The organism is Aquabacterium sp., from assembly GCF_014378415.1.
GTDB lineage: Bacteria > Pseudomonadota > Gammaproteobacteria > Burkholderiales > Burkholderiaceae_C > Aquabacterium.
In genome coordinates, this window is sequence record NZ_JACMNS010000088.1 from 15,130 (window position 1) to 40,273 (window position 25,144).

Consider the following 25,144-nt stretch of genomic DNA (forward strand, 5'->3'; position numbering starts at 1 on the left):
CATTGGACCCATGCTGACCGTCAACAAACTCCTCCCCCAAGGCCAAGGCCTGGCCAACGCGCTGCTCAAGCGCGCCCACACGCTTGAACTCGACTGGGACGTGCGCCAGAAAAGCCGCTTCGACGCCACCGACAGTGCTGGCCGCCAACTCGGCATCTTTCTGAGCCGTGGCACTGCCGTGCGCGGTGGCGATGTGCTGGTGGCCGAAGACGGCTCGCTGATCCGCGTCACCGCCAAGCCCCAGCCTGTGCTGGTGATCACGCCCTGTGCAGAGCACGGCCATGCCTTTGACCTGACCCGTGCCGCCTACCATCTGGGCAACCGCCACGTGCAGATCGAACTGCAGCCCGATCATTTGAAGATCGAACCCGACCACGTGCTAGCCGACATGCTGCGCGCCCTGCACCTGACGGTGGTTGAGGCCAACGCCGCGTTTGAACCCGAAGGTGGCGCTTATGCCGCAGGCGGGGGCCATTCGCACGATCACCATGATCACGGCCATGCCACGCCAGCCACACCAGCCACACCAGCCACACCAGCGCGCGGCAAGCCCATCGGCATCGCCGTGAAGGCCGACGCAAAACCCCACGTCCACGGGCCTGGTTGCAACCACGGCCACGACCACTGATGTCTCGCGTACTGGGTGCCGCCGTGCCCCTCAGCGCCGCTGCCCGCTTGCAATTGATGTGGCTGGCTTCACCGGCCTTGCCGGTCGGGGGCTTCAGCTATTCCGAGGGACTGGAAGCGGCCGTCGAGTCCGGCTTCATCACCAACGAAGCCACCGCCGGGGCCTGGCTGCGCGACCAAATGCACCTGAGCCTGGCCCGATCAGACCTGGCCGTGGTGGCCAAGGCCTTGCCCGCCTGGCAGCGCCATGACCTGGCCCGCATCACCCAACTGAACGACTGGATCGGGCACACCCGCGAGACCACCGAGTTCAAGTTGCAGGCCGAGCAAATGGGCCGCTCGCTGGTGGAATGGGTGCGCAACCGTGGCGCCTCCGTGGCCCCGAACGACCCACGCCTGGCACAATGCGCCGCCTTGAAGCCCGCACCCACCTGGCCGGTGGCCTTTGCCCTGGCCGTGGCCCAGTGCCTGCCCGATAACCCGGCCAGCACGGCCCCTCACAGCAACACCATCAAGGACACGCTGCTGAGTTTCGCGTTCGGCTGGGCCGAGAACATGGTTCAGGCCGCCATTAAGTCGGTGCCCCTGGGCCAAAGCGCCGGCCAACGCATCTTGCAAAGCCTGATTGACGACATCCCCGCCGCCATTGACCACGCCTGCGCCCTGCCCGACAGCCAGCGCCAGGCTTTCACGCCCATGCTGGCCATCTTGAGCAGCCAGCACGAAACCCAATACTCACGCCTCTTCCGATCATGAGCAATCTGCACAACATCCCCAACCGCACCAAGAAACTGCCCCCCCTGCGCGTTGGTGTGGGCGGCCCGGTTGGCTCCGGCAAGACCACCCTGGTTGAGATGCTCTGCAAGGGCATGCGCGACACCTACGACCTGGTCGTGGTCACCAACGACATCTACACCAAGGAAGATCAGCGCCTGCTGACCGTGGCCGGCGCGCTGGAGCCCGACCGCATCATGGGCGTGGAAACCGGCGGCTGCCCGCACACCGCCATCCGCGAAGACGCCTCCATCAACCTGGAAGCCGTGGACCGCATGCTGACCAAGTACCCCAATGCCGACATCGTCTTCATTGAATCGGGTGGCGACAACCTGGCCGCGACCTTCAGCCCGGAGCTGAGCGACCTGACCATCTACGTGATCGACGTGGCCGCCGGCGAGAAGATTCCGCGCAAGGGCGGGCCCGGCATCACCAAGAGCGATTTGTTCATCATCAACAAGACCGACTTGGCGCCCTATGTGGGGGCCAATCTGGACGTGATGGAGGCCGACACCAAGCGCATGCGGGGCGCGCGGCCGTTTGTGATGAGCAACCTGAAAACCAAGGCCGGCTTGGACGAGGTGATCAGCTTCATCAAGACCAAGGGCTTGCTCAAGAGCTGATGGTGGCCCCAGCAGGAATCGAACCTGCATCTGCCCCTTAGGAGGGGGCTGTTCTATCCATTGAACCATGGAGCCTGACCGGCCACGATTGTGCCTCAGGTCTGGCGTGCTTATTCGCGGCCAGGAATCCGTTCCATGGTTTCATGCTCGTCCTTCAGTCCGACACCTGAGCGCTGACGTCGTTTGGACTCGCGCAGCAACTGCAGCAACTTCAAAGCCGCCTGATCGCAGCCAAGCCCAGCAGGCCGCACATTGGAGATGCAATTGCGGTCCGCATCCGTCAGGCCAAGACGCGGCATCCAGGTCAGGTACAGGCCCATGCTGTCGGGTGAACTCAAGCCAGGCCGTTCGCCGATCAGGATGACGACCAGGCGCGCGCCCAGCAACTCCCCCACCTCGTCACCGATGGCCACCCGGCCTTGCTCCACCACGGCCAAGGGGGCGACCGACCAGCCTTCGGCTTGAAGCGGAGGCAGCACACGCTGCAGCAAAGGCACCGCGTGCGAACCTACCGCCAGGGCCGACAGTCCGTCGGCCACGACGAAGGCAATGTCATGGTGGCGTGCCTGGACAGCACCGGCGTGGCCACCACTCAACCGGCTCAGCAGTGCCTGACGCGAGGTGGCATCCAGCCGCCGCCCCAAATCCGGCCGCTTCAAATACGTGTCCCGGTCAAGCGCAGCGCTGTGCAACACCAGGGTCTCGTGAACCAAGGCGCTCAACGCGGCTTGCATCGCAGGCACGTCCAGCGCCAGGTGCACCGCGTCCCGGGCTTGGGCATGCGCCAGTTGAAACGCCAGCTGCGGCGCGGTTGGCAAACTCACACCAGCACGGCCCAGCGCGATGCGCGCCTGCGTGAACCGGCGCAAGGCCAGCCAGGGGTTTGACGTGACCGGAGACTGGCTCATGGCGCACTCATGGTGGATTCAGCAAAACATGCTGAAACCCAGGCGGCAATTCATCCAACAGCCGAAACCCCGCGCCCTCACCTTGCATGATCTGCATGCTGTGCAACCACGCCTCGAACTCGGGCGCCGCCCGCAAGCCCAGCACCCGGCGCACATACAGCGCATCGTGGAACGAGGTGCTCTGGTAGTTGAGCATGATGTCGTCCGAGCCGGGCACGCCCATCACGAAGGTGCAGCCGGCCGTGGCCAGCACCGTGAGCAGCACGTCCATGTCATCCTGATCGGCTTCGGCATGGTTGGTGTAGCAAACATCGCAGCCCATGGGCAGGCCCAGCAGCTTGCCGCAAAAGTGGTCTTCCAGGCCGGCGCGGATGATCTGCTTGCCGTCGTATAAATACTCGGGCCCGATGAAGCCGACCACCGTGTTCACCAGCAAGGGCTTGAAGTGCCGCGCCACCGCGTAGGCGCGCGCCTCGCAGGTTTGCTGGTCCACGCCGTGGTGCGCATTGGCTGACAGGGCACTGCCCTGGCCGGTTTCAAAGTACATGACGTTGTCGCCCACCGTGCCCCGCTTCAAGCAGAGCGCCGCCTCGCGTGCCTGCCCTAACATGGCCAGGTCAATGCCAAAGCTGCGGTTGGTGGCCTCGGTGCCACCAATGGACTGGAACACCAGGTCGACCGGCGCGCCGCGCTCCATGGCGGCCAGGGTGTTGGTGACGTGGGTGAGCACGCAGGATTGGGTCGGGATGGCGTATTGCTCAATCAGTTCGGCCATCATCGTCACCAGCTTGATGACCTGCGGCACGTTGTCAGTCGCGGGGTTGATGCCGATGACCGCATCGCCACTGCCATACAACAGCCCATCGATCAGGCTGGCCGCGATGCCGCTTGCGTCGTCGGTGGGGTGATTGGGTTGCAGGCGGGTGGACAAGCTCCCCTTCAAACCGATGGTGTTGCGAAAGGCGGTGACCACCCGGCACTTTTGACCGACCAGGATCAGGTCCTGGTTGCGCATGATCTTGCAAACGGCGGCGGCCATCTCGGGCGTGATGCCGGGCGCCACGGCCGCCAAAGTGTCACTGTCGGTATCGTCTCGCAACAGCCAGTTTCTGAAATCGCCCACCGTGAGGTGCGAGATCAGGGCAAATGCCTGGGCATCGTGGGTGTCGATGATCAGGCGCGTGACTTCATCCTCTTCATAGGGGATCAGCGCGTCGTTCAAGAAGGTGAGCAAGGGCAGATCGGCCAAGGCCATCTGGGCCAACACGCGCTCCTGCGCGGTATGCGCGGCAATGCCCGCCAGCAGGTCGCCCGATCGGGCGGGCGTGGCCTTGGCCATCAGGTCTTTCAAATCGCGAAATGCAGGCATGGCAGGACGAATTCAGTCCAGACCAACACAGTCTGCCTGATTTTGGCGAAGGGCGGCACCCGCATTGCTGGTCTGCTGGATCAAGCGCTTTTTTCAGTTTGTTCAACATGCACATTGCCTGGTTCGTGCTGGTGGGGGTCGTGCTGATCGCGATGGCGTTTTCCAGCCATCTGGTCAAGCGACTGCCTTTGTCACCGGCCCTCCTTTACCTCGGCGTTGGCGCCCTGATCGGGCCGCTGGGCGCCGGCCTGCTGGACCTGTCGCCCCAAGACAGCATGCCCTGGCTGGAGCTGCTCACGGAGGTGGCGGTGCTGATCACCTTGTTCACGGTGGGCATGCGTTTGCGCGTGCCGTTTTCATGGTCAGCGTGGGCCGTTCCGCTGCGGCTGGCCACGGCGGGCATGGTGGTCACCACAGCCAGCATCGCCTTGATTGGGTGGCTGCTGCTGGACCTGCCCTGGCCCGCCTTGCTGCTGCTGGGCGCCATTTTGTCGCCGACTGATCCGGTGCTGGCTTCCGAAGTTCAGATACGGCATCCGGATGACAGGGATGGCTTGCGGTTTTCGCTGACCGCCGAGGGGGGTCTCAACGATGGCATGGCTTTTCCAGGCGTGATGTTGGCACTGGGGCTGATGGGCCTGCACGAGATCGGTGACCTGGGCTGGCGCTGGCTGGCCGTCGATGTGGTGTGGGCGGTGTCTTGCGGCCTATTGCTGGGCTGGTTGTGCGGCCATGCCGTGGGGCGATCGGTGCATGCCTTGCGGCAAAGCGGGCACCCGCTGGAGGCCGAAGAGTTTTTGGCCTTTGGGGTGATTGCCCTGGTCTATGGGGCTGCACTGCTGGTGCACGCCTATGGTTTCCTGGCAGTGTTCGCGGCGGGTGCGGCGCTGGCCTACAGCGAACGTTCTTTGCGGGCCGACAAAACACCTCATCAGGACGGGGCGCACTCGTCTCGATTGATCCACTTCAGCGCGCAGAGCGAGCACCTGGCGGAGGTGGCGATCGTGCTCGTCATCGGGGCCTCGCTGGCCTCGGTCGATTGGGACTGGGCCACCGTTTTGTTTGCCCTGTTGGTGATGCTGGTGGCGCGGCCCGTGTCGGTGCTGGCCACCGTTCCTTTGCGCCTGATGGCCCATCCGCAGCGCCGACTGGTGGCATGGTTCGGCATCCGGGGGGTGGGGTCGGTGTACTACCTGGCGTATGCCATCAACCACGGCATCGATGGCACGGTGGCGCGAACCTTGACCAGCGCGGTCATGATCGCGATCTTCATGTCCATCGTGGCCCATGGCATCACGGCCACCCCGCTGATGGGGCGCTACATGAAACTGAAGAGGCGCAGGCCCAGCGCTGAACGCAGCTAGACCCATGTGCACCGTCAGCGCTTGGACGCCACCAAAGGCTCTTTCTTGCGGCAGCTGCCCGGGCCGTCAGGCGCCTTCTCTTGCACCAGCGGCATCAAGGCAGGTGCGAGTGCCTTGAGCACTTGGGCCGACAAGGCGCTGGTGAAGGTGTACTTGGCCGCGTAGGGCTCATGCACATAGGCTGTCAAGGTGCCAAAAAAACGGTCGCCAATCAGGAAGACGAACGTGGCCGATCGGTTGACCACGCGCGATGAGATGAGGCCGCCGCCGGGGCCATGCACGTCAAAGCGGTGGTCACCCGTGCCGGTTTTTCCGCCCACCTCGATGACGCTGCCATCGGGCCTGACAAACGCCCCTTTGAGGCGCCTGGCCGTGCCGCCCTCGACCACGGTGAGCAAGGTGCGGCGCACCACGTCGGCGACCTCTTCGGGCAAGACGCGCTCGGCCTTGGCGGTGGCCTGCTCAAGCCGGGTTTCGAATGGTGTGCCCGAGGCAAAGTCAAGGCGCTGCAGCTTGCTGACCGGCATGCGCATGCCTTTGTTGACGATGATGCCCATCAATTCGGCCAAGGCCGCCGGGCGATCGCCAGAAGCACCCAGGGCCGTGGCATAGGACGGGGTCAGCGTGGCAAATGGGTAGCCCAGGCGACGCCAGTCACGATTGAGGTCGGTGAAGGCGTCGCGCTCCAGCAGGTTGCGGATGCGGGAGTCCTGGGCGGTCTTGTGGCGAGTTTTGAACAGCCAGCCGTAGACCTCTTGGCGCTGGTCGCGGCTGGCGTCCATCACCTCGGTCAAGGTGGCCTTGGGGTGGGCTTTCAGGTGGCCGACCAGCCACAGGTCGAGCGGGTGAACGCGGGCAATGTAGCCACGGTCGGCCAGCGAGAATTTCTCAAGCGCGTAGTCGTCGTACAGGCGCTGCAGCTTGGCCTCGCCCAACTCCTTCTGGGGCAACTGCTCGTTCATGAAGGCCGTGAACTCGGCCACCGTGGCTTGGGGATCGATGCCGCGGTGAATGGCGGCCAGCCGCGAGGGTGCGGCGTTGGCACGCTTGGTGAGCAAGGCGCGGGCCGCTTCGGGCGACTTGCCTTTGTACTTTTTGTAGAAACGGCGCAGGAACTCACGGCCTTCGCTGTCGGCGAAGCGGGCCAGGTACTCCTGACGACGCGGGTCGTCCGAGTCTTCAAGCAGGTCGCTGTCGGCCTGGCTGTTGTTGGCCATGTAGGTGTAGACCACATCGCGCATCAGGCGGATGAACACCAGGTTGACGGAGTGCTGGAAGGCCTCGCGCAGGTCCATGACCCGACCGTCTTCGTTGGATTCAAAGTTGTTGAAGTGGTGCGCGCCACCACCGGTGAAGAAGGTCTCGCCCGGGCTGGCCGAATACTTGCGATCCATGGCCGCCTCCAGCATGGGCGTGAGGCTCTTGTCTTTGGCATCTAGTAGGTAGTCGCGCGCCCAGCGGCGCAGCACATCCTTGCGCTGCACGGGCACGCCAGTCAGGTCCTCTTCGCTCATGGGGCTGTACTGCCCATGCAGGTCGGCGATGATTTTGAGGTAGGTGATCAGCGTGCGCAGCTTGGCGGTGGAACCCAGGTCGAGCTTGGCCCCTTCGTTGATGTCGAAGGGCTGGTCGAGGTTGTCGCTTTGCACGCGCAGCAGGTTGGCTTGGCCGCTGCGTTCAAACAGCGTGAAACTCAAGGTCAGTTTGCTGGGGTCATCGCCCTCTTGAAGCATGTGGAAGCCGTACAGGCCCTGGGTCTTGGCCAGTTTGGGGTCTTTGAGGTCGCTGAGCAGGCGGGTGGCCGTGCGCTGCAACTCGCCATCCAGGGTGCTGTTGGTCTTCAGGTCCAGGCGGTCCAGGTCGTACAGGCGCGGCACTTTCAGCATGGTGGACAGCGTGGAGCGCATCGCCGTGATGGCTTTGCGGTCCACAAATGACACAGGCCGCTCGGTGGGCTGCACCGGGTGCAGCTTGAGCTTGATGGGCAAAGCGGCGTCGCGCAGCGCGATCGGGATCAGGTTGACGCTGGCCAGCAGCCGCAGGTGGCTGTCGGCCAGCCTTTGCAGGTCTGCATGGCCATCGACCAGGTAATACGAGGGGCGGCGTTGGGCAATGAACAGGGACAGCACCTGTTTGTAGGCTTCGGCCTGGCGCAGCAGTTCAGGGCCTGGTGCGGCGGGTGATTTGATGGCGGCGTTCAGCAAGGCGTTGACCTCGGCGAAATCGCGGCCGTACCAGGCCCACAGGCCATCGCCAACGCCATGCACTTCGCCCACGCCGGGCTTGGCCGACAGGGGCACGGAGTTGACGTAGTCGAGCACGATGCGGCGGCGCGCGCCACGGGTGTCCTCACCGTCCAGGTAGGCACGCACCGAGGCAGAGGCCACCTGGCGCAGCTTTTCTTTCATGGACGAGGTGCGACCGTCGGGCGAATGCCGGAATTTCTCAATCTGCGTGGCCAAGGTGCTGCCGCCGGCCGAGCCTGGCGCATCGCTGACATGGCGGGCCACCTGCGTGATCAGGGCCTTGCCCAGGCGGCTCCACTCGATGGCCGGGTTGTGCGTAGGGTAGGTGGCATCGAGTAGTTCGCGGTTCTCGATGAACAGCAGCGCGTCGACCAGGGAGTCGGGGATGGCCTCGAAACGCGGGTAGACACGCTCGGGGAAGCGAACCGCGTACATGGCCTGGCCGCTGCAATCCAGGATCTGCAGGCCGGCTTGTGAGGGCTCGTGGTAGGCCGTGAAGATGCCGTTGTCGGTCACGCGCAGCAGGTCGCCAGACATGCGCGCCTGGGCGCTGACCTGGTACCCCTGCACGCCCAATCGTTTGACGAAATCAGGAATGTGGCTGTAGCCCAACCGGTCGTCATAAGGGCCTGGATTTGGAAAACGGAGCGCATTGCTGGGACCAGGCTCGACTTTGTAGGTCAGGCCCTGGGCCAGACCACTCAGGTAGCGGGCCTGCAAACGAGAAGTTTGCGCTTCGTCTGACACGAAATGGGCAGCCGCCGCGATGGAGGCCACCACGACACTGCCAATGAGCAGCCGCTTCCATACTCGGGCGGACTTGGGTTGTGAATCGGTCAAGGGTCACTCAGCTGGAAAAACGAGGCCGCTGGCCAGCGGCCAACACGGGCAATTCGCAAAATCCAGCATAAAGCGGATCGACCTTTTTCATCATTAAAAATGGCCGTGGCTTCCCCGCTTCTTTCCTGTTGCACCACACGATGTGTGTTGGGCGCAACGCCCCCCCGCTCAGATAACCCTCAAGCGCAAGTTTTGGTAGACGGATTCGTAGCGGGCAGCGCTGCCCGACCAGTCCAGCGACTGGCTCAGGCCGCCCTGAACGAGGCAATCCCAGGCGGCGGGATCCCGGTAGCGGCTGAAGGCCCGCTCCACGGCGGCGATCAGCGCCTCGGCCGTGGCAGGTGCGAAAACGAAGCCGGTGACCTTGTCGACCACGGAATCAGCCAGCCCGCCGGTGGCGTGAACGATGGGCGGTGTGCCATAAGCCCGGCTGTAGAGCTGGTTCAGGCCACACGGTTCAAACCGGGAGGGCATCAGGAAACAATCTGCGCCAGCCTCGATCAGGTGGGCCAGGCTTTCGTCAAAACCGATCGTCACGTGGACGCGCCCGGGGTGCTGCTGCGCCATCGAGCGCAGGGCGTTTTCCAGGTCGGCATCGCCTTTGCCCAACATGACCAACTGGCCACTCTGGGCGATGATGTCAGGCGCCGCCTGCACGATCAGGTCCGTGCCTTTCTGCGCGGTCAAGCGGCTGACGACGCCAAACAGCATCGCCCGCGGATCGGGGTTCAACTGTCAGTGCGTTTGCAGCGCCGCTTTGTTGGCCTGCTTGCCGGTTTGCACGGTTGAGACGTCATAGCGTTGCGGGATGAAGGTGTCCACGGCCGGATGCCACACCGCCATGTCGATGCCGTTGAGGATGCCGTGCAGGCGGTCGGCGTGGTCGCGCAGCACGCCCTGCAGGCCAACGCCGAGTGGCTCTTGCTGGATTTCGCGGGCACAGTTGGGGCTGACCGTGGTGATGGCATCCGCGAATTGCAGGCCACCTTTCATGAATGACAGCTGCGACCAGTACTCCAGGCCGCTCATCGTCAACCATTCGCCGGGCAGGTCTGGCAAGCGGCTTAGGTAGGCGGGTGCCAAGCCGGTGGGCCAGTCGTTGGCATGAACAATGTCGGCCAGGACCTGGCCTTGGTCCAGCAGGCCCTGCAAACTTTTGTAGGCGGGCATGAGCACTTTGACGTCATGGCCCCGCTCGCTGAGGGCTTTGGGCAAGGCCGCTGACACTTCCCCCAGGTCGCCAGTTTTAACCCAAGGTGCGCACTCAGGGGTGACAAACAAGATCTTCATGAGGGGTTCACCGCCTGGTCGACGGGGACCAGCACGGCGGCCGGCCAGTGCTTGAACAGGTCGGCCAAGGCCAGACCACGGGCTGGTCCATCGGTCGCCGTCAGGATCCTGCCCGTGAGGACATCACGCCAACGCGCAGGTGCATCCCCCGGCAAGCCCACGCGCGTAACGCCCCAGCATTCAGGTCGGTGCAAGCCATGGTGATCCCCTTGCGTCAAAGAATGCAACAAGCGGCTGCCAATGGTGATGCATTGCTGGCCGTCCAGGGCCCTGACACAGGCCACCACGTGTGAGGCCGCCGGCCCCAGCACGGGCAGCGCCTGGTACGAGCCTTTGCTGAACAACTCGGGGTGGCCAGCGCGCAATTGCAGCAGGCGCCAGGTGAACAACATCTTGGGGCCACCGTCACGCCAGTTGTCCCGAAGGCCGTTCAGCGATCGCTCATCGGCTTGGCCACCCGCGAACAGCGATTGCACTTGGGCGTGCCGAGCCTGCAAGGCTTTGAAGTCCACAGGGCGGCGGTTGTCGGGGTCTACCAGGCTGAAATTCCAGGTCTCGCAGCCTTGGTAGATGTCTGGCACGCCCGGCACGGTCAATTTAAAAGCCACCAAGCTGAGGCTGTTCAAGGCGCCGAACGGTGCGATCTGTTCTACGAATGACTGCAGGTCTTTCAAGAAGGGATTGGGCTCCAGTTGCCCCAGCAGTGCATCGATGAAGCGCGCCAGGGCCGCCTCGTAATCCTGGTGAGGGTTGACCCAACTGGTCTGCTCTTTGGCCTCACGCACCGCCTTGAGCATGTAGGCCTGAACGCGCTGGCACACGTCGGCCAGTGCCTCGCTGTTGACTTGTTGCAGCGGCCACACGCCGACCAGCGTCTGGTACAGCAGGTACTCGTCGTTGCGCGTGGGCGCCAGCACGCCCTCGATGCGGGTGGTGCGCTTGTGGTTCATGACCTGCCACCGCTCAATGGCACTTTGCCAGGCAGTGGGGATCTCTGACAAGACATCAATGCGGGTGCGCACGTCTTCCGAACGCTTGGTGTCGTGGGTCGAGGTGGCCAGCATGTTGTGGGGCGTGAAGCGAGCCCGGTGCTGGTTGGCCGCGTGGAAGGCACTGACCGACAGGCCAAAGTGGCGCGGGTCGCCCCCCACGTCGTTGAGCGAAGCCAGGCGGTGGTAACGGTAAAAGGCCGTGTCTTCCATGGACTTGGCCATGACCGGGGCGGTGAACTGCTGCCAACGGTAGACCAGGTTCAGCATGGCCTGGCGGCGCTCGGGATCGGGCTCGGTCGGCGCGCCCAGCATGATGTCGCGCAGGTAGTCGATGTCGCTGACATCCGAGGTTCGGCTGCTGCGCTTGGCCGCCGCCGTGGCCCAATCAATGTGCTGGCGGTCAACGTCGCTGAAGCCTCGCTCGCCAATGTAGGTGCGGTACACCGGGAAAGCTGCGGCCACGGCGCGCAAGGCCACCCGCAGTCGGTTGCGGGTGAAGTCGCAGGTGCGCCGATCGCCCAGGGCAATGCGGTGCAGGGCCTCGGTCAGGATTTCCAAGTCGCTGGACAACGACGTGGCGATGATGTCGAGCTTGGCCTGGTACAGCACCTCGTCGAACACCAGCTTGTGGCCAATGAAGTCGGTGTAAAGGCGATCGAAGTCTTCCTCGTGCTCGCCGTCCACGAACAGGCCGTTGACCAGGTTGGAAAAACGGTAGCCCGTGCCGCCATGCACCGGCCAGTCGGGCGGCAGGCGCTCGTGGTCGGCCAGGATCTTTTCCACGGCCAGGAACAAGGCCTTGGGCGCTTCGTCCGGCTCGTCTGCCGTCCGCATGATGGCGAGGTAACGCGATTGCAAGCGCGTGAAATAGCCTTGCGGATCGCACAGGCCGTCGGGGTGATCGATGCGCAGGCCCGCCACCTGGCGTGCTCGCAACCATTGGAAGATGGTGTGGTGCGTGGCCTCGAACACGGCTTCGCGCTCCATGCGCACCGCTGCCAGGGTGTTGATGTCAAAGAAGCGGCGGTAGTTGATGTCATCACCCGCGACCCGCCAGAAGGCCAGCCGGTAGGCCTGCTGCCTGATCAGCGCATCCAGCAGGTCGAAGCTGGCCGCATCACCAGGGGTGCCGTTCATCACACTCAGGCAGGCATCGGTCCAGGGGCCAAGCCAATTGAAGCGCCTGGCCAGTTGGGCCAATCGCCGCTTGTGGATGCCCTTGTCACGGTGCCGCACCGCGCGCTGCGACGGCGACAAATCATCTCGCGGCGGCAAACTGGCCAAGGCATGCAGCAGGGACTGAACGATCTCGACTTCTTCGCTGACCGAGTCGTCGGCGGGGGTCGGCCCTGGCACCACGGCCATGATGTCGGCGCAGTGGCGAGGGTCGATGGGGAAACGGTGACCGTGGTAGTGGATCCAGAACTCCCCGGCCGAAGCATCGAACGAGAGCTTGAGTTCGCCCGCCTCCAGCACCTTGCCATAGTGGTCGCCCAGCACCGGCAGCAACACCTGGCCCGACAACTCGGGCGCGGGTGGGTTCCATTCGATGTCAAAGGTCTCGGCGTGCACGGAGGCCGGGCCATTCTCCAGCACGTCCAGCCACCAGGCGTTGTCGGCCTCGAGCACGCCCATGTGGTTGGGCACGATGTCGATCAACTGGTGCATGCCGTGGCGCGACAGGCTGGCGCACAGTTGCTCGAAGTCGCCCTCGTCGCCGATCTCGGGGTTCAGCGCGTTGTGGTCAACGATGTCGTAGCCATGCATGCTGCCCGCTCGGGCTCGCAGGTACGGCGAGGTGTAGAGGTGGCTGATGCCCAGTGCATCCAGGTAAGGCACGATGTCCATGGCATCGCTGAAGCGAAAGCCTTGGTGCAGTTGCACGCGGTAAGTGGCACGGGGGATCAAGGCGGTGGCCAGCGCCGGCAGTTCATCCATGGGGCCGTGAGGCGCCACATCGCTTGGCCGCGCGCGCCGCAAAGCCGCACTGACCGACAGCAGGCGGGGATCGCGGGCCAGGCTTTCAAGAGTGACGCCCAGCTTGCGCCGCCAGTTGGGAAACTGCGATTCACTGGTGCCCGGAATGTTGACCTGGATGAGCTGCTGGGTGACGTCTTCCAACTGGACACCCACCAGTTGCGAGGGCGTGCGCCCCAGGAAGCTGTAGACCGCGTCCGTGAACGCTGGCGAGGTGTCGTCCATCATGGGTGGGTGCACGCTGGCATCTTTGGCGGTCACGCCCTCCTGCTCCAAGGCCAACAACAATTGCGCCCGATCTTGCGCGCGGCCCACCACCTGCTGGGCGCGGATCTCCTCGTTGGGGAACAGGCCTAACTCGGTCCGCAGGTCCACATCCTTGCCATTCCAGAAGCCGCGCAATGTGGGCAGGTCGTGCGTGCTGACCACGGCCATGGCGTTCGCAGGCCAATCGGCAGGCGGCTTGAAGCGACCGTCGTGCGTGCGCTCAAAAAACAGTGGGCAGTAAGACAGCAGGTATTGCTCACGCATGGCCTCGCGCATGCGCGGCGGCACGGTGCCCAGGTCTTCGCCAATGACCAGGCAACCGTGGCGGTGGCTTTCCAGCGCCAGGATGCCCATCATCTCGTCGAAGGGGTAGTTCATGTAGGCGCCCGACTTGGCACCATCGTCAGGATGGATCCAGAACAGCCGCATCAAGGCCATCACATGGTCGATGCGCAAGGCACCCGCGCAACGCATGTTGGCGCGCAGGGTGTCAATGAAGGGCTGAAAATCCTGATCGCGCAAACGCGAGGGGATCATCGGCGGCAGCCCCCAGTCCTGTCCGTTCAGGTTGTACTCTTCTGAAGGCGCACCAACGTGCAGGCCCATGGCGTAAAGCGCCTGACGCGACCAGGTTTCCGCCCCACCCTCGTTCACGCCCACGGCCAAGTCACGGTACAGGCCGATGGCCATGCCCAGGGACTCGGCCCGCGCTTGGGCCGACTGCAGCTGCAACTCGGCCTGCCATTGCAGGTACTCGAAGAACTCGATGTGCGCTTCGTGCTCGCGCTCAAAATCTGCCACGGCGGGCGACTGTGGATCGCGGTAGGCTTGCGGCCACAAAGACCAGCCCCACACCGACGAGTCTTGCGCATGGAAGTGCGCCTGCAAGGCCTCGAACAAAGCTTGGCGGCGCAACTCGCTGCCACGCTCTTTCTGGAAGGCCCTGAACGCTCGGGCGCGGCGGGTGTCGGCCGACAGGTGGCGCAGGTGGAAGTGCTTGAACAAGATCTCCAGCACCTCGAACTTGGCCGTGGCCACGGCTTGGTAGCCGACGAGTTCGGGTTCGCGCAAGGCCTGCAAGCGCTGCTGAAACGCCGCACTGTTGACGAGGTCAACGGCATAACGACACTCGGAGAAATCGGGCACGGCCGTCACGTCGATGTACAGCACGTTCAGGGCGTTGCGGCTGGATGGGCTGTAGGGGCTGGCCCGCTCAGGCTCGTGCGGGAACAAGGCGTGCAAAGGGTTCAGGCCGACAAACGATGCGCCCTGCCCGGCCGCGATTTCCAGCAGGCGTTTGAGGTCTGAGAAATCGCCAATGCCCCAGTTGTCGTTGGAACGCAGGGCGTAAAGCTGGATGCTCGGCCCCCACAGCCGCTCACCTTGCTTCAGCACCTTGGGCTCGTGGCACCGTGGCGGGCAGACGATGACCCTCGTGCGCGCCATTTCGCCTGACGACTGCGCAGCCGACTTGAGGGTGAGCTGGTGATATCCCAGTGGCAAAGCCTGCGGTAGATCAATGTGCAGCTTGACCGCGTCAGGGCTGCCACCTTCAGGCGCAAACATCAGACCGCCAAAGCGCTCGGCGTTGTCGCACGCCAGCACCCAGGTGTGGCGGCTGTCCGTCTCGCCATTCAGCGCCTGCGTTGGCAGCGTGACGCTAATGCTGGCGGGCTGGCCCTGGCGCAGCACCAGCACAGAGGGCATGAGCCGATGCTGATCATGGGCCTTCAGCCTGGACAAGGTTTGTTGCGCGGCCTCGTCACTGTCGGCATCCAGGTCCATGGCCTTCAGCAACTTGCGCAGAGAAGCTTCAGGCACCTCACAGGCGTGCCCCCAGAAGTCGTCGTAGCGGCTGGCCAAGCCCACCTGGGCGCACAGCGATTCAAGGGCGGAGGAGCTTGTCATGTGGTCCACCAACAACCTGCCCATGGCCCAAGCTCATCCGTGGACACTTCGCCCACCACCATCAGCGCACCGGCCACCGGCAAATCATGAAGGGAAGCGGGCAAGCTCAAACTCTGCGCTGAGAGGTTGACCACCATGTGCAGCCCTGCCCCGCCGCCCAGCGCCCAACGCACTCGCAGCCCTTGCTCGCCGATGCGTTCTGCCCGGTGTTCACCGGTGAGCAGCGTGGGCAGGTGGGGGGTGATCCACAAGCGTCGCAAAGCCAGCAGTTCGCGGTAAAAACTCACCCAGCGTTGTCCTTCTGGCTGGCTGGCTGCCGCCCAATCCAGGCGGCTGCGAAGAAAGGTGGCCTCGTCGCAGGGATCGGGGATCAGCGCCCGCGTCTCGGCGTTGCAGAACTGAGGGAACAGCGCAAACTCTTTGCGGCGGCCTTCGGTCACGGCGCTGCGCAAGTCGCCACTCCAGTCGCTGAAGTACAGAAACGGCGTGGCAGCCCCAAACTCTTCGCCCATGAACAGCAGTGGCGGCGCTGGATTCAACAAGTGCATGGCGGTGACCAGGCGCAATGCAGGCTCCGCCACCAATTGGACCAGCCGGTCGCCCATGGCGCGGTTGCCCACCTGGTCGTGGTTCTGCAAAAAATTCACCATGTTCAGCAAGGGCTGGGGCGATGTCGTTCGGCGCCTCGGTTTTGCATGCTCCCAGTTGTGCGGACCACCCTGCCACACCAGTCCGCTGGTCAGGCTGGTGGCCAACTGGCCCAGGGCATCGTCCGCATACTCGGCGTAGTAGCCATCGTGCTCGCCGGTCAGCAGCACGTGCACGGGGTGGTGAAAATCGCCATTCCACTGCCCTTCAAACCGGCCCGGCGTGGCGGGCATGTCCAGGCGAGACACATCATTGCTGTCGTTCTCCAGCACGAGGTGAATGTGGCGCTGCGGGAAGGCCTGACGCACACGCACCGACAGCGCCGCCATGATGTCAAGTCGAGAGTCGTCCAGCATGGCGTGCACGGCGTCAAAGCGCAGGCCATCGAAGCGGTATTCATCCAGCCAGTACAGGGCGTTGTCGATGAAAAAGTCACGCACTGTGGCGCTGCCGGGCCCATCGAAGTTGATCGCAGCGCCCCAGGCCGTGTGGTGTTGCTCAGAGAAGAATCCAGGCGCGTAGCGAGGCAGGTAGTTGCCGTCCGGGCCAAAGTGGTTGTAGACCACGTCCAACATCACCATCAGGCCCAAGCCATGGGCCATGTCGATGAAGCGCTTCAAATCGTCTGGCGTGCCATGGCTGCACTGGGGCGCGAAAAGCAGCACGCCGTCGTAGCCCCAGCCAAAGCGGCCAGGGTAGCTGGCTTGCGGCATCAGTTGAACGGCGGTGACGCCCAGCTTGGCCAGGTCTGGCAGGTGCGCCTGTGCGGCGGCGTAAGTGCCTTCGGGCGTGAAAGCGCCCACATGCATCTCGTACATCACGGCTTCGTGCCATGGCAGGCCCTGCCAAGCCTTGGCGTTGGTCCACTCAAAACTGAGTGGGTCGACGACTTCACTAAAATCGTGCACACCATCTGGATTGCTGCGTGAGGCTGGGTCTGGCACGTCCAACTCGCCGTCGATGCGCCAGCGGTAGTGGCTGCCGGCCATGGCTTCCGGCACGTACAGCTCGTACCACTCACGGGCAGGGTCATCATCCCCGGGGCAGGCGTTGCCGTGGGCCTCGATGAAACGCGCCTCGCTGCCGGCGGCCACCTGGATCTTCAACACCAGTTCGACACGCTTGGCACCGGGGGCCCACAGGCGAAAATCAACGCCACCGCCTTCACGCACCTGAGCGCCAAAGCGCATGGCGTGGGCATGCCGATCGCTCATCCCGGATCCTGGGTGAACACGACCATGGACCTGGCCGCCAAGGGATACGCCTCGCCAGCACGCCAAGCCTGCTGCTCGGGTTGGCCGTGGTCATGGCTGGTGTCAAAACGCGCGGTCCAGTCTTTTTGCTCGTAGTGCGGCGGCAGGGTAAAGGGCACGTCCTCGTGGTGCCCATTGATCAGCATCAGCAGCGTCTCGGCATTGGCACGGCGGCCGTGCTCGTCGTATTCGCCCGTGTGACGGCCGCAGAACATGGACGCCACCGTGCGGGCTTCCGGCTCTTCCCAGGCCTCGGTCGTCATCTCGCGGCCTTGGGCATCGAACCAGGTGACGTCGCGGTGGCCGTCTTCGTCAATGTGGCCATCCAGGAAGTCGGTGCGGCGCAAGCCAGGCTGCGCCTTGCGAAACTCGATCAAGCGCTGCACGTAGGCCAGCAGGCCTTGCTGATCAGGGCTCAGCTTCCAGTCAAACCAGCTGATCTCGCTGTCCTGGCAATAGCCGTTGTTGTTGCCCCCTTGCGAGCGCCCGACCTCATCGCCGCCCAGCAACAAGGGCGTGCCTTGCGACAAGAACAAAGTCGTCAGCAGATTGCGCTGCTGCTGCAGACGCAAGGCATGGACGGCTTCATCGTCGGTTTCACCCTCGGCACCGCAATTCCAGCTGCGGCTATGGCTTTCGCCATCGCGGTTGTCTTCGCCATTGGCCTCGTTGTGCTTGTCGTTGTAGCTGACCAGGTCGCGCAGGGTGAAGCCATCGTGCACGGTGATCAGGTTGACGCTGTCGGTCGGGCAGCGTCCCCGGTGTTCGTACAAGTCGCTGGAGCCACACATGCGGCGCGACAACTCGGCCACGGTGTGTTCCTGCCCACGCCAAAAGTCGCGAACGGCATCGCGGTAAAGGCCGTTCCATTCGACCCAGCCTGGCGGAAATCCACCTACCTGGTAGCCGTTGTCACCCAGGTCCCAAGGCTCGGCGATCAGCTTGACGCGCGACAGCACCGGGTCTTGCGCCAGCACGGCGAAGAAACTGCTGTGGTGGTCAAAGGCCGATGCACTGCGGCCCAACGTGGTCGCCAGGTCAAAGCGAAAACCATCCACGTGCATCTGCGTGACCCAGTAGCGCAGGCTGTCCATGATCAGGCGCAACACCACCGGGTGGTGGCTGTTCAGCGTGTTGCCGGTGCCGGTGTAGTCCACGTAATAGCGTGGGTCTTCGGGGCTGAGGCGGTAGTACGTGGCGTTGTCGATGCCCTTGAAGCACAGCGTGGGGCCCATGTGGTTGCCCTCGGCCGTGTGGTTGTAGACCACGTCCAGGATCACCTCCAGCCCGGCGGCGTGCACATCCTTGACCATCTGCTTGAATTCGTTGATGGAGCCCGTGGCGCTGTAGCGCATCTCGGGCGCGAAGAAGCCGATCGTGTTGTAGCCCCAGTAGTTGCGCAAGCCTGACTCGACCAGGCGCTGGTCGTCAATGAAGGCATGCACTGGCAGCAGCTCAATCGACGTCACCCCCAGCTGCTTCAAGTGGTTCAGCACCGGGGGCGAGGCCAAGCCGGCGTAGGTACCACGCTGGGCCTCGGGCACGTCGGGGTGACGTTGGCTCAAGCCTTTGACGTGAACCTCGTAGAAGATGGTGTCGCGCCAAGGCACTTGCGGGGGCTTGTCATTGCCCCAGTCAAATGATTCGTCCACCACTTGCGACTTGGGCATGCCTGGCGCACTGTCGTCGTTGTTCTGCGCCAGGTCTTCGTCAACCGTGTTCAACTCATGGTCATAGTGGGCTGCAGACCAATCCACCGGCCCGACGATGGCTTTGGCATAAGGGTCAATCAACAATTTGCTGGGATTGAAACGCTGCCCTTCTTCAGGATGGTGCGGGCCATGCACCCGGTAGCCATACAGGGTGCCCGCCGGGCAACCCGCCACATAGCCATGCCACACATGGTGCAACCTGCGGGTCAACTCAAAGCGTCGAATCTCATGGCCACCCGGCGCATGAAAGCACAACTCCACCATGTCTGCCGTGCTGGCATAAAGGGCAAAGTTGGTTCCGCCGCCATCGAAGGTGGCCCCCAGCGGATAGGCCTGCCCGGCTTCCAGATGCCAAGCATGCGCGCCCTCTTTCGCCCGTTTTTCTGCCGATGATTTCCTCATCATTCAGGCGTGCCGACTGGTGACGTTGCGCTCCACCGGGAGGGTGCCTGAGAAATAGCCTCGGGGCACGACCACCACCCCACCCTCGCTCACGTGGAAGCGTCGGCGGTCGTTCTCCAGGTCATGACCGATCAACCCGCCCGGCGGGATGTGGTTGTTCTGGTCGATGATGGCGCGCCTGATGCGCGCACCGGCGCTGATCGCCGAACGATTGATCATGCCGTTCTCGATCTGCGCCGATTCGGCAAAATCGTTGCTGGTCGGCCTGGCATCGACTACGCTGTGGTCGGCGTCAATCTCGACAATGCCAAACGATGGGCTTTGCGATACCGGCACCGGCAAGGTCGCCACACTGACATCGGCACCCGTCTGCAAATGGAACTCGACCATTTGGCGAACATCCATGCGGTAAATGTGATCGGCCCCAAACACCGCCACCAGGTCGGGCTGGGCGCTATCGATCAGGTGGATGTTCTGAAAGATGGCGTCGGCCGTGCCCTGTAACCACTCTTTGCCCGAATGCATCTGCGGTGGCACCACGGTGATGAAATGGTTGGGGATGAACCGGCTCATGCTCCACGACTGGCGCACATGCTCAATCAAGGATTGAGACTTGTACTGCACCAGCAAGTACACCGAATAGACCTCGGCGTTGACCAGATTGCTGAGCACGAAATCGGCGATTCGATGCTTGCCATTGAACGGGACCGAAGGCTTGCAACGATCCGCTGTCAATGAATGCAGGCGATGGCCCTCACCGCCTGCCATGACGAAAGCGAGCACGTTCTTGTCGGCAATCATGGCAGTCTCCGTCGGGTCAGCTTGGGTTTTGCAGTCATGGCCAAGTCCTTGAATTGATCGGCGCTCTGTCTGGGCAATTGGTGTGCCCATCCCTCGATCGCTTCAAACCCGGCAACTCAAGGCCCTGGCGTGTAAACCTGTCGCAAAGGCTTGTAAAAGGTGCGCATCAAATCAGCCGACGGGCTCTGGCCTGGTGTTGACCGGCCAGCACAACACCACCGTGATCGCCACCCCCAGCACCGAGCCAATCTGCCGCGGGGCCTGGTTAACGGCACGGCCACCGCGCAGTGCTGTTGGGGAGGCAATGCCGCCAACGACAGCGGCGCCATGGCAGGCATTGATTGTCAGAACAGCCCCTCCGCGACGGGGATGCGCGCGGTGGTGTGGCGCGAGTCCGGGGCGGTCGAAGTGCTGAACAATCGGCCAGACGTGGCCGCGTCCTTGGCCTTCTTTGTCCGGCACCGCTGGGCTTTGAAATCGAGCTGGTGACGGGCGTCGTATCTGCGTTGTCCGGATGCCGTGCTGGTGGAGTTGTGCTCACCCATGGCTGGCTGGCCAACCGTTGAAACTGCGATTTTCACGATGCCGTCTATCGTGTAATTCGAATTTACGCGAAGTATCAGCACTGCTAACTTTGGCAGCTCTGAACCAAAAAAAGGATCGTCATGAAGTGTCCAACCTGCCCTGATTCAACCTTGACCATGTCCGAGCGTCAAAGCGTTGAGATTGACTACTGCCCGCAGTGCCGCGGGGTATGGCTTGACCGCGGAGAACTCGACAAACTGCTGGACCGGTCGAATGCGCAAGAGCCGGTGCGCGCTGCTGCTGCGCCGGATGTGCGCCAGCAATCACGCCGCCCAGACTTTGTGGACTCGGACTACAACAACGGCCAGGGCCAGCGCCAGTACCGAAAGAAGTCCTGGCTCAGCGAGATTTTCGACTGAGCATCAGCCAGACGGTGCCGTGCGCGGCCAAGCCAATCCCCCAGCCCCAGGCCACGATGCTGGCCCAGTCATGCTCGGCGGAGGTGGTCTGGTTGATGCGCCACAAACCCGCCACGACGATGACATAGACCACGGCGTGGATGACGAAACTCAATTGCAACAAACTTCGTTGACGGGTGGCCATGGCTGCGATCCAGATCAATGTTGAAAACATTGAACTATAGGCGTCACTGACCAGCCTGGCTCGCCTTTGCACGCCACGAGGCTTGACCGGGTGCGCCACAGGCCCGACAGCGAGAAGGGTGGACAATGGCGCTCCCGCAACCCCCAGGACCATCTTCCCGATGGAAGCCCCCATGACTCAAGAGAAAAGCCCTTCATCCGAAGCGATCGCCGGATGGGATTCAACCCCCGTGGTCGGCAAAGGCATCAGGCTGCGCTTCCTCACCCAAGGGAAAAATCAAGGCCAACTCGAGTCCGGGCCATGGGTCATGCTGAGCGCCAAGCATTGCGAAGCTTTGGCAGAAGAGCTTTTGCAGGAATCGAAAAAAATCTAGCCAGCGGCGCGGTCGGCCACAGGCGCCAACCGGCTGGGCCGCCGCCCCCACTGAATCGCCAGCAACTCCACGTACCGGTGCAACAGCATGGAAGCGATCAGGGTGCCTGGCACGGCCACGAGCACGACCGTCAAGGCGGTCGGCACCAAGCCCATGCCGAACTGCCGCACGCACACCCAGGTCACCAGTTGCACGATGGGCATGTGGATCAGGTAAGTGGCGTAAGAACGGTCGCCCAGCCAACGCGCGATCGGTGACGCGAATGCCTTGGCAAACGTCCACCGCGCGCCTTGGCTGACCGGGTCGGCGGTCGGCTCATTCTTCAGCAGCATCATGCAGACAAAAGCCGCCCACACCAGGATCGGAGTGGTGCCTGTGGCGTTCATCAGCAAGCCAGCACCCAGCATCAGCAAGGCCAGAGGAAACGCCGAGATGCCAACGCCGGCCTTGAGCAAAAACCGCGTGGCGATGCCCACCCCGAAGTAAAGCCCGGCCCCCGGCAGCACGCTTGGCAGCATGAACTCACCAAACACACCCTGCGTGTACAGCCCATAACCCCAGATCGCCAAAGCCGTCAGCAGCACTTGCCCCAGGCGGTGCGTGGCCAAAGCCACCACCAGTGGGGCCACCAGGTAGAACTGCCACTCCAGCGACAGGCTCCACGCCGGGCCCAGGAACATGTACTGCGATTCGTACAGAACCTGGCTAGAAATGGCGCCATGCAGCATGGACAAATGCGCGGCCAGGTGCCAAGGGAAGTCACCACTGGCCAGGCTCTCGGACTGCATCAGCATCCGCTGCGTGGCGGGCGTCAGGTCACCCCAAGGGTGCGACAGGAAGGTGTCAAACGCCAGGTAGGTGCCACCAATGCCAGCCAACAAGGCTACCGCGTAGACGGGATAAATGCGCAGAAAGCGGCGCACGATGTAACGCGGATAAGGCTCGCGCCGCTCCAACAGTAGATGGGTGATGACGAAGCCGCTGAGGATGGTGAACACCATGACCGAGCAGTCTGCCACCTGCCCCAAAGATTTGGCCAATGCAGGCGCCAGCTGGCTGAACCCCGTGAACGAGGTGATGTGGCTGAACACCACGGTCCACGCCAGCCAGGCCCTGAGCCCCTCCAGTCCGCCAAACCGCCGCATCGTGTCCGTCCCCGGCCAAAGGGACGGATTTTAAAGCGCTCAGACGGCCGGTGGGTCCATGAAGCGTTGAAAGTGCCGGTGCTGGGCGATCGCCGTCTTGAATGTCGCGGCCGTGCTGGCCGCATCTGCTGCCGTGCCCAGGATGACGCCCGGATCGGGCTCGCCCCAAGGCAGCTCAGGCGAGGCCCCCGCCGCTTCCAGCAAAGTGGTCCCTGCGCCCAGTACCAGGATCGGTTTGCAATGGCGGTACTGGTCACGGACGAACTCCAGCACCGGCCCCACCCCCGCCAGCGATGCGATCGCCGCCTCGCCATCGGGGATGACCACGGCGTCGTACAACACCGAGGGTGAGGCTTCGAACGTGATGTCCACGTGGATTGGCGTGTTGGCCAGGGACTGAACGGCACCCAGTTGCAGGCCCACGAATCGGGGCACGGCGCCCTCCTGGATCAACGAGGCATAGATGGCCTTCAAGGAGTCCGCCTCGACACCGTCGGCCACCAACAAGGCCACGCGGCGCGCCTTGATCGAGCCATCGCCCGGCCGGGCAAGCAACGACAGCGCGGGCGACGGCTCGTACACCGGCGCAGGCAGGTCGGTGGCCAGCGGCATGGGCGCGGGCACCAGGATGCCCAGGCCCGTGGCCACGGCTTGCGCCAGGCCAGGATCGACATTGGCCAACATGGACACCACACGCTCGCGGATCGCCTGGGTTTGCACGCGCGTCAACTCAAAGCGGTAAGCCTTGATGATGTGCTCTTGCTCGATGGGCGTCTGGCTTTTCCAGAACAAGGTGGCCTGGGCATGGTGCTCGGCAAACTTCTCGGGCTTGCCGCGCACCTTGTCTTCGGCCACGGGCTCGGGGAAGGACGTGAAGCCCGTCATTCGCCCGGCCTGGAAGGGGCAGCCGCCGCCCAACGAGTTGGGCTCGTAGGCCACACGGCCCCGGTGCACAGCCTGGCGGTGCATGCCATCGCGCTGGTTGTTGTGCACCTGGTTGACGGGCGCGTTGATGGGGATCTCGTGGAAGTTGGCGCCGCCCAGCCGCGAGATCTGCGTGTCCAGGTAGGAGTGGATGCGGCCTTGCAGCAAAGGGTCGTTGCTGAAGTCAATGCCGGGCACGATGTGCGCGGTGCAAAAGGCCACCTGCTCGGTCTCGGCAAAGAAATTGTCGGGGTTGCGGTTGAGCACCATCTTGCCCACGGGCGTGATGGGCACCAGCTCTTCGGGGACGAGCTTGGTGGCGTCCAACACGTCGAAGTCAAAGTGGTCGGCCTGGTCCTCGGTGAAGATCTGCAGGCCCAATTCCCACTCAGGGAAAGCGCCGGCCTCGATGGCCTCCCACAGGTCGCGGCGGTGGAAATCAGAGTCGGCCCCGGCCAGCTTGACGGCCTCGTCCCAATCCAGCGAATGGGTACCAGCAACCGGGTTCCAGTGGAACTTGCAGAACACCGACTCACCGGCCTCGTTGATCAGCCGGAAGGTGTGCACACCAAAGCCCTGCATCATCCGGTAGCTGCGCGGAATGGCCCGGTCCGACAGGTGCCACATCAGCATGTGGGTCGATTCGGGCATCAGCGAGACAAAGTCCCAGAAGGTGTCGTGGGCCGACGCCGCTTGCGGCATGCCGTTGTGCGGTTCGGGCTTGACGGCGTGAATCAGGTCGGGGAACTTCATCGCATCCTGAATGAAGAACACCGGGATGTTGTTGCCCACCAGGTCCCAATTGCCCTCGTCGGTGTAGAACTTGACCGCGAAGCCGCGCACATCGCGCACGGTGTCGGCCGACCCGCGCTCACCCGCCACGGTTGAAAAACGCACGAATACCGGCGTGCGCTTGCCAGCCTCTTTGAAAGGCGCGGCCTTGGTCAAGCCCGTCAGGGGCTTGTAGCACTCGAAGTAGCCATGGGCGGCCGATCCACGCGCGTGGACCACGCGTTCGGGGATGCGCTCGTGGTCAAAGTGCGTGATCTTCTCGCGCAGGATGAAGTCCTCCAGCGCAGTCGGACCCCGCAGCCCGATCTTGAGCGAGTTCTGGTTGTCGGCAATGGCCACGCCCTGGTTGGTGGTCAGCACCTGGCCGCCCGAGTCCACCCGCACGCGGTCCAGCGAGCCTACCGTGGGGTTGTGCCCCGCCGGCGGTTTGCCCGCACCAACCTTGCCCGAAGCTGTACTTTCGCTGATGGTGCTGGCCGTGGCCAGTGGCGTGCTGGGTTCGGTCGATTGGCCTGGCGGTGTGTCGTGCGCGGCTTCACCGTGCTCGGCGGGCTTGTTCTCGTTCCACACCACAGCCGCGGCCAGCTCGGCCGATGCGCTGACCTTGTTGACCAGATCGGGCAGCACCGGGGCGGTGGCCTTGGAGGCCTTGGGCGGTGGCGTGGTTGAAGGGCCCCCCACCGTGGCGAGGACGGATCCGAGGTTCATCTCGATAGCGGGGGGATTGGTGCTCTTGCGCGTTGCCATGGGTCTCTTTCCTGGTCAAAGTGGTGTGGCCAAA

General features: G+C 63.5%; 18 protein-coding genes, 1 tRNA gene and 1 pseudogene. 7 read left to right on the forward strand and 13 right to left on the reverse strand.

What is annotated here, in order from left to right; genetic code table 11:
• Nucleotides 1-10: 10 nt before the first annotated feature.
• From ureE to ureG, 3 genes are read left to right on the forward strand one after another with little or no spacing between them, the layout of a single operon-like run.
• Nucleotides 11-628 (forward strand): urease accessory protein UreE, encoded by a 618-nt coding sequence (gene ureE, locus H7225_RS07955; RefSeq protein WP_290660579.1) that lies wholly within the window; start codon nt 11-13, stop codon nt 626-628.
• Nucleotides 628-1,383 carry an urease accessory UreF family protein gene (locus H7225_RS07960; RefSeq protein ID WP_290660581.1) on the forward strand — a complete coding sequence of 252 codons (756 nt, stop codon included), beginning with the start codon at nt 628-630 and terminating at the stop codon, nt 1,381-1,383. Before ureE ends, H7225_RS07960 begins: the two co-directional genes overlap by 1 nt.
• Nucleotides 1,380-2,024 (forward strand): urease accessory protein UreG, encoded by a 645-nt coding sequence (gene ureG / locus H7225_RS07965; RefSeq protein ID WP_290660583.1) that lies wholly within the window; start codon nt 1,380-1,382, stop codon nt 2,022-2,024. The genes H7225_RS07960 and ureG overlap by 4 nt, the downstream gene beginning before the upstream one ends.
• Here ureG and H7225_RS07970 read toward each other — a convergent pair.
• The 3 genes from H7225_RS07970 to H7225_RS07980 form a co-directional block, all read right to left on the reverse strand.
• Nucleotides 2,025-2,099 (reverse strand) — tRNA-Arg (locus tag H7225_RS07970).
• Nucleotides 2,100-2,134: 35 nt separating this feature from the next.
• Complete coding sequence (gene eutC, locus H7225_RS07975) at nt 2,135-2,932, reverse strand: ethanolamine ammonia-lyase subunit EutC (protein ID WP_290660585.1); 798 nt, start codon at nt 2,930-2,932, stop codon at nt 2,135-2,137.
• Between the two features lie 7 nt (nt 2,933-2,939).
• Nucleotides 2,940-4,301: an ethanolamine ammonia-lyase subunit EutB gene (locus H7225_RS07980; protein ID WP_290660587.1), complete on the reverse strand. Its 1,362-nt coding sequence runs from the start codon at nt 4,299-4,301 to the stop codon at nt 2,940-2,942.
• Nucleotides 4,302-4,408: 107 nt separating this feature from the next.
• On the opposite strand from H7225_RS07980, the gene H7225_RS07985 reads away from it, so the two are divergent.
• The gene (locus tag H7225_RS07985) at nt 4,409-5,665 is read left to right on the forward strand and encodes a sodium:proton antiporter (RefSeq protein ID WP_290660589.1); all 1,257 of its coding nucleotides are present in this window, start codon (nt 4,409-4,411) and stop codon (nt 5,663-5,665) included.
• A 14-nt stretch (nt 5,666-5,679) separates the two neighbouring features.
• On the opposite strand, the gene H7225_RS07990 is transcribed toward H7225_RS07985, so the two are convergent.
• The 7 genes and pseudogenes from H7225_RS07990 to H7225_RS08020 form a co-directional block, all read right to left on the reverse strand.
• On the reverse strand, nt 5,680-8,751 hold the full coding sequence (locus H7225_RS07990; protein ID WP_290660591.1) for a transglycosylase domain-containing protein: 3,072 nt from the start codon (nt 8,749-8,751) through the stop codon (nt 5,680-5,682).
• A 168-nt stretch (nt 8,752-8,919) separates the two neighbouring features.
• Nucleotides 8,920-10,041, reverse strand: a pseudogene (locus H7225_RS07995) (glycogen synthase).
• Nucleotides 10,038-15,185, reverse strand: a complete 5,148-nt coding sequence (locus H7225_RS08000; protein WP_290660593.1) for a malto-oligosyltrehalose synthase — start codon at nt 15,183-15,185, stop codon at nt 10,038-10,040. Before H7225_RS08000 ends, H7225_RS07995 begins: the two are co-directional and overlap by 4 nt.
• The gene (gene treZ, locus H7225_RS08005) at nt 15,182-17,047 is read right to left on the reverse strand and encodes a malto-oligosyltrehalose trehalohydrolase (RefSeq protein ID WP_290660595.1); all 1,866 of its coding nucleotides are present in this window, start codon (nt 17,045-17,047) and stop codon (nt 15,182-15,184) included. Before treZ ends, H7225_RS08000 begins: the two co-directional genes overlap by 4 nt.
• Nucleotides 17,044-19,203: a glycogen debranching protein GlgX gene (gene glgX / locus H7225_RS08010; protein WP_290660597.1), complete on the reverse strand. Its 2,160-nt coding sequence runs from the start codon at nt 19,201-19,203 to the stop codon at nt 17,044-17,046. Before glgX ends, treZ begins: the two co-directional genes overlap by 4 nt.
• Nucleotides 19,204-20,001: a sugar phosphate nucleotidyltransferase gene (locus H7225_RS08015; protein WP_366481307.1), complete on the reverse strand. Its 798-nt coding sequence runs from the start codon at nt 19,999-20,001 to the stop codon at nt 19,204-19,206.
• Between the two features lie 344 nt (nt 20,002-20,345).
• Entirely contained in the window at nt 20,346-20,582 is a 237-nt protein-coding gene (locus H7225_RS08020) for a hypothetical protein (RefSeq protein WP_290660599.1), read from the reverse strand.
• An 84-nt stretch (nt 20,583-20,666) separates the two neighbouring features.
• On the opposite strand from H7225_RS08020, the gene H7225_RS08025 reads away from it, so the two are divergent.
• Complete coding sequence (locus H7225_RS08025; RefSeq protein WP_290660601.1) at nt 20,667-20,945, forward strand: zf-TFIIB domain-containing protein; 279 nt, start codon at nt 20,667-20,669, stop codon at nt 20,943-20,945.
• Here H7225_RS08025 and H7225_RS08030 read toward each other — a convergent pair.
• Nucleotides 20,926-21,129: a 2TM domain-containing protein gene (locus H7225_RS08030; RefSeq protein ID WP_230179680.1), complete on the reverse strand. Its 204-nt coding sequence runs from the start codon at nt 21,127-21,129 to the stop codon at nt 20,926-20,928. The two genes, H7225_RS08025 and H7225_RS08030, sit on opposite strands and share 20 nt — an antisense overlap.
• Nucleotides 21,130-21,301: 172 nt before the next feature.
• Here H7225_RS08030 and H7225_RS08035 point away from each other — a divergent pair, with 172 nt between their 5' ends.
• Nucleotides 21,302-21,502: a hypothetical protein gene (locus H7225_RS08035; RefSeq protein ID WP_290660605.1), complete on the forward strand. Its 201-nt coding sequence runs from the start codon at nt 21,302-21,304 to the stop codon at nt 21,500-21,502.
• On the opposite strand, the gene H7225_RS08040 is transcribed toward H7225_RS08035, so the two are convergent.
• Nucleotides 21,499-22,581: an acyltransferase gene (locus H7225_RS08040; protein WP_290660638.1), complete on the reverse strand. Its 1,083-nt coding sequence runs from the start codon at nt 22,579-22,581 to the stop codon at nt 21,499-21,501. The genes H7225_RS08035 and H7225_RS08040 overlap by 4 nt on opposite strands.
• Here H7225_RS08040 and H7225_RS08045 point away from each other — a divergent pair.
• Nucleotides 22,502-22,681, forward strand: coding sequence for a hypothetical protein (locus H7225_RS08045; RefSeq protein WP_290660640.1), 180 nt, complete (start codon nt 22,502-22,504; stop codon nt 22,679-22,681). The two genes, H7225_RS08040 and H7225_RS08045, sit on opposite strands and share 80 nt — an antisense overlap.
• Nucleotides 22,682-22,686: 5 nt before the next feature.
• Here the strand turns inward: H7225_RS08045 and H7225_RS08050 are convergent, their stop codons facing one another.
• On the reverse strand, nt 22,687-25,110 hold the full coding sequence (locus tag H7225_RS08050; protein WP_290660607.1) for a catalase: 2,424 nt from the start codon (nt 25,108-25,110) through the stop codon (nt 22,687-22,689).
• Between the last annotated feature and the right edge of the window lie 34 nt (nt 25,111-25,144).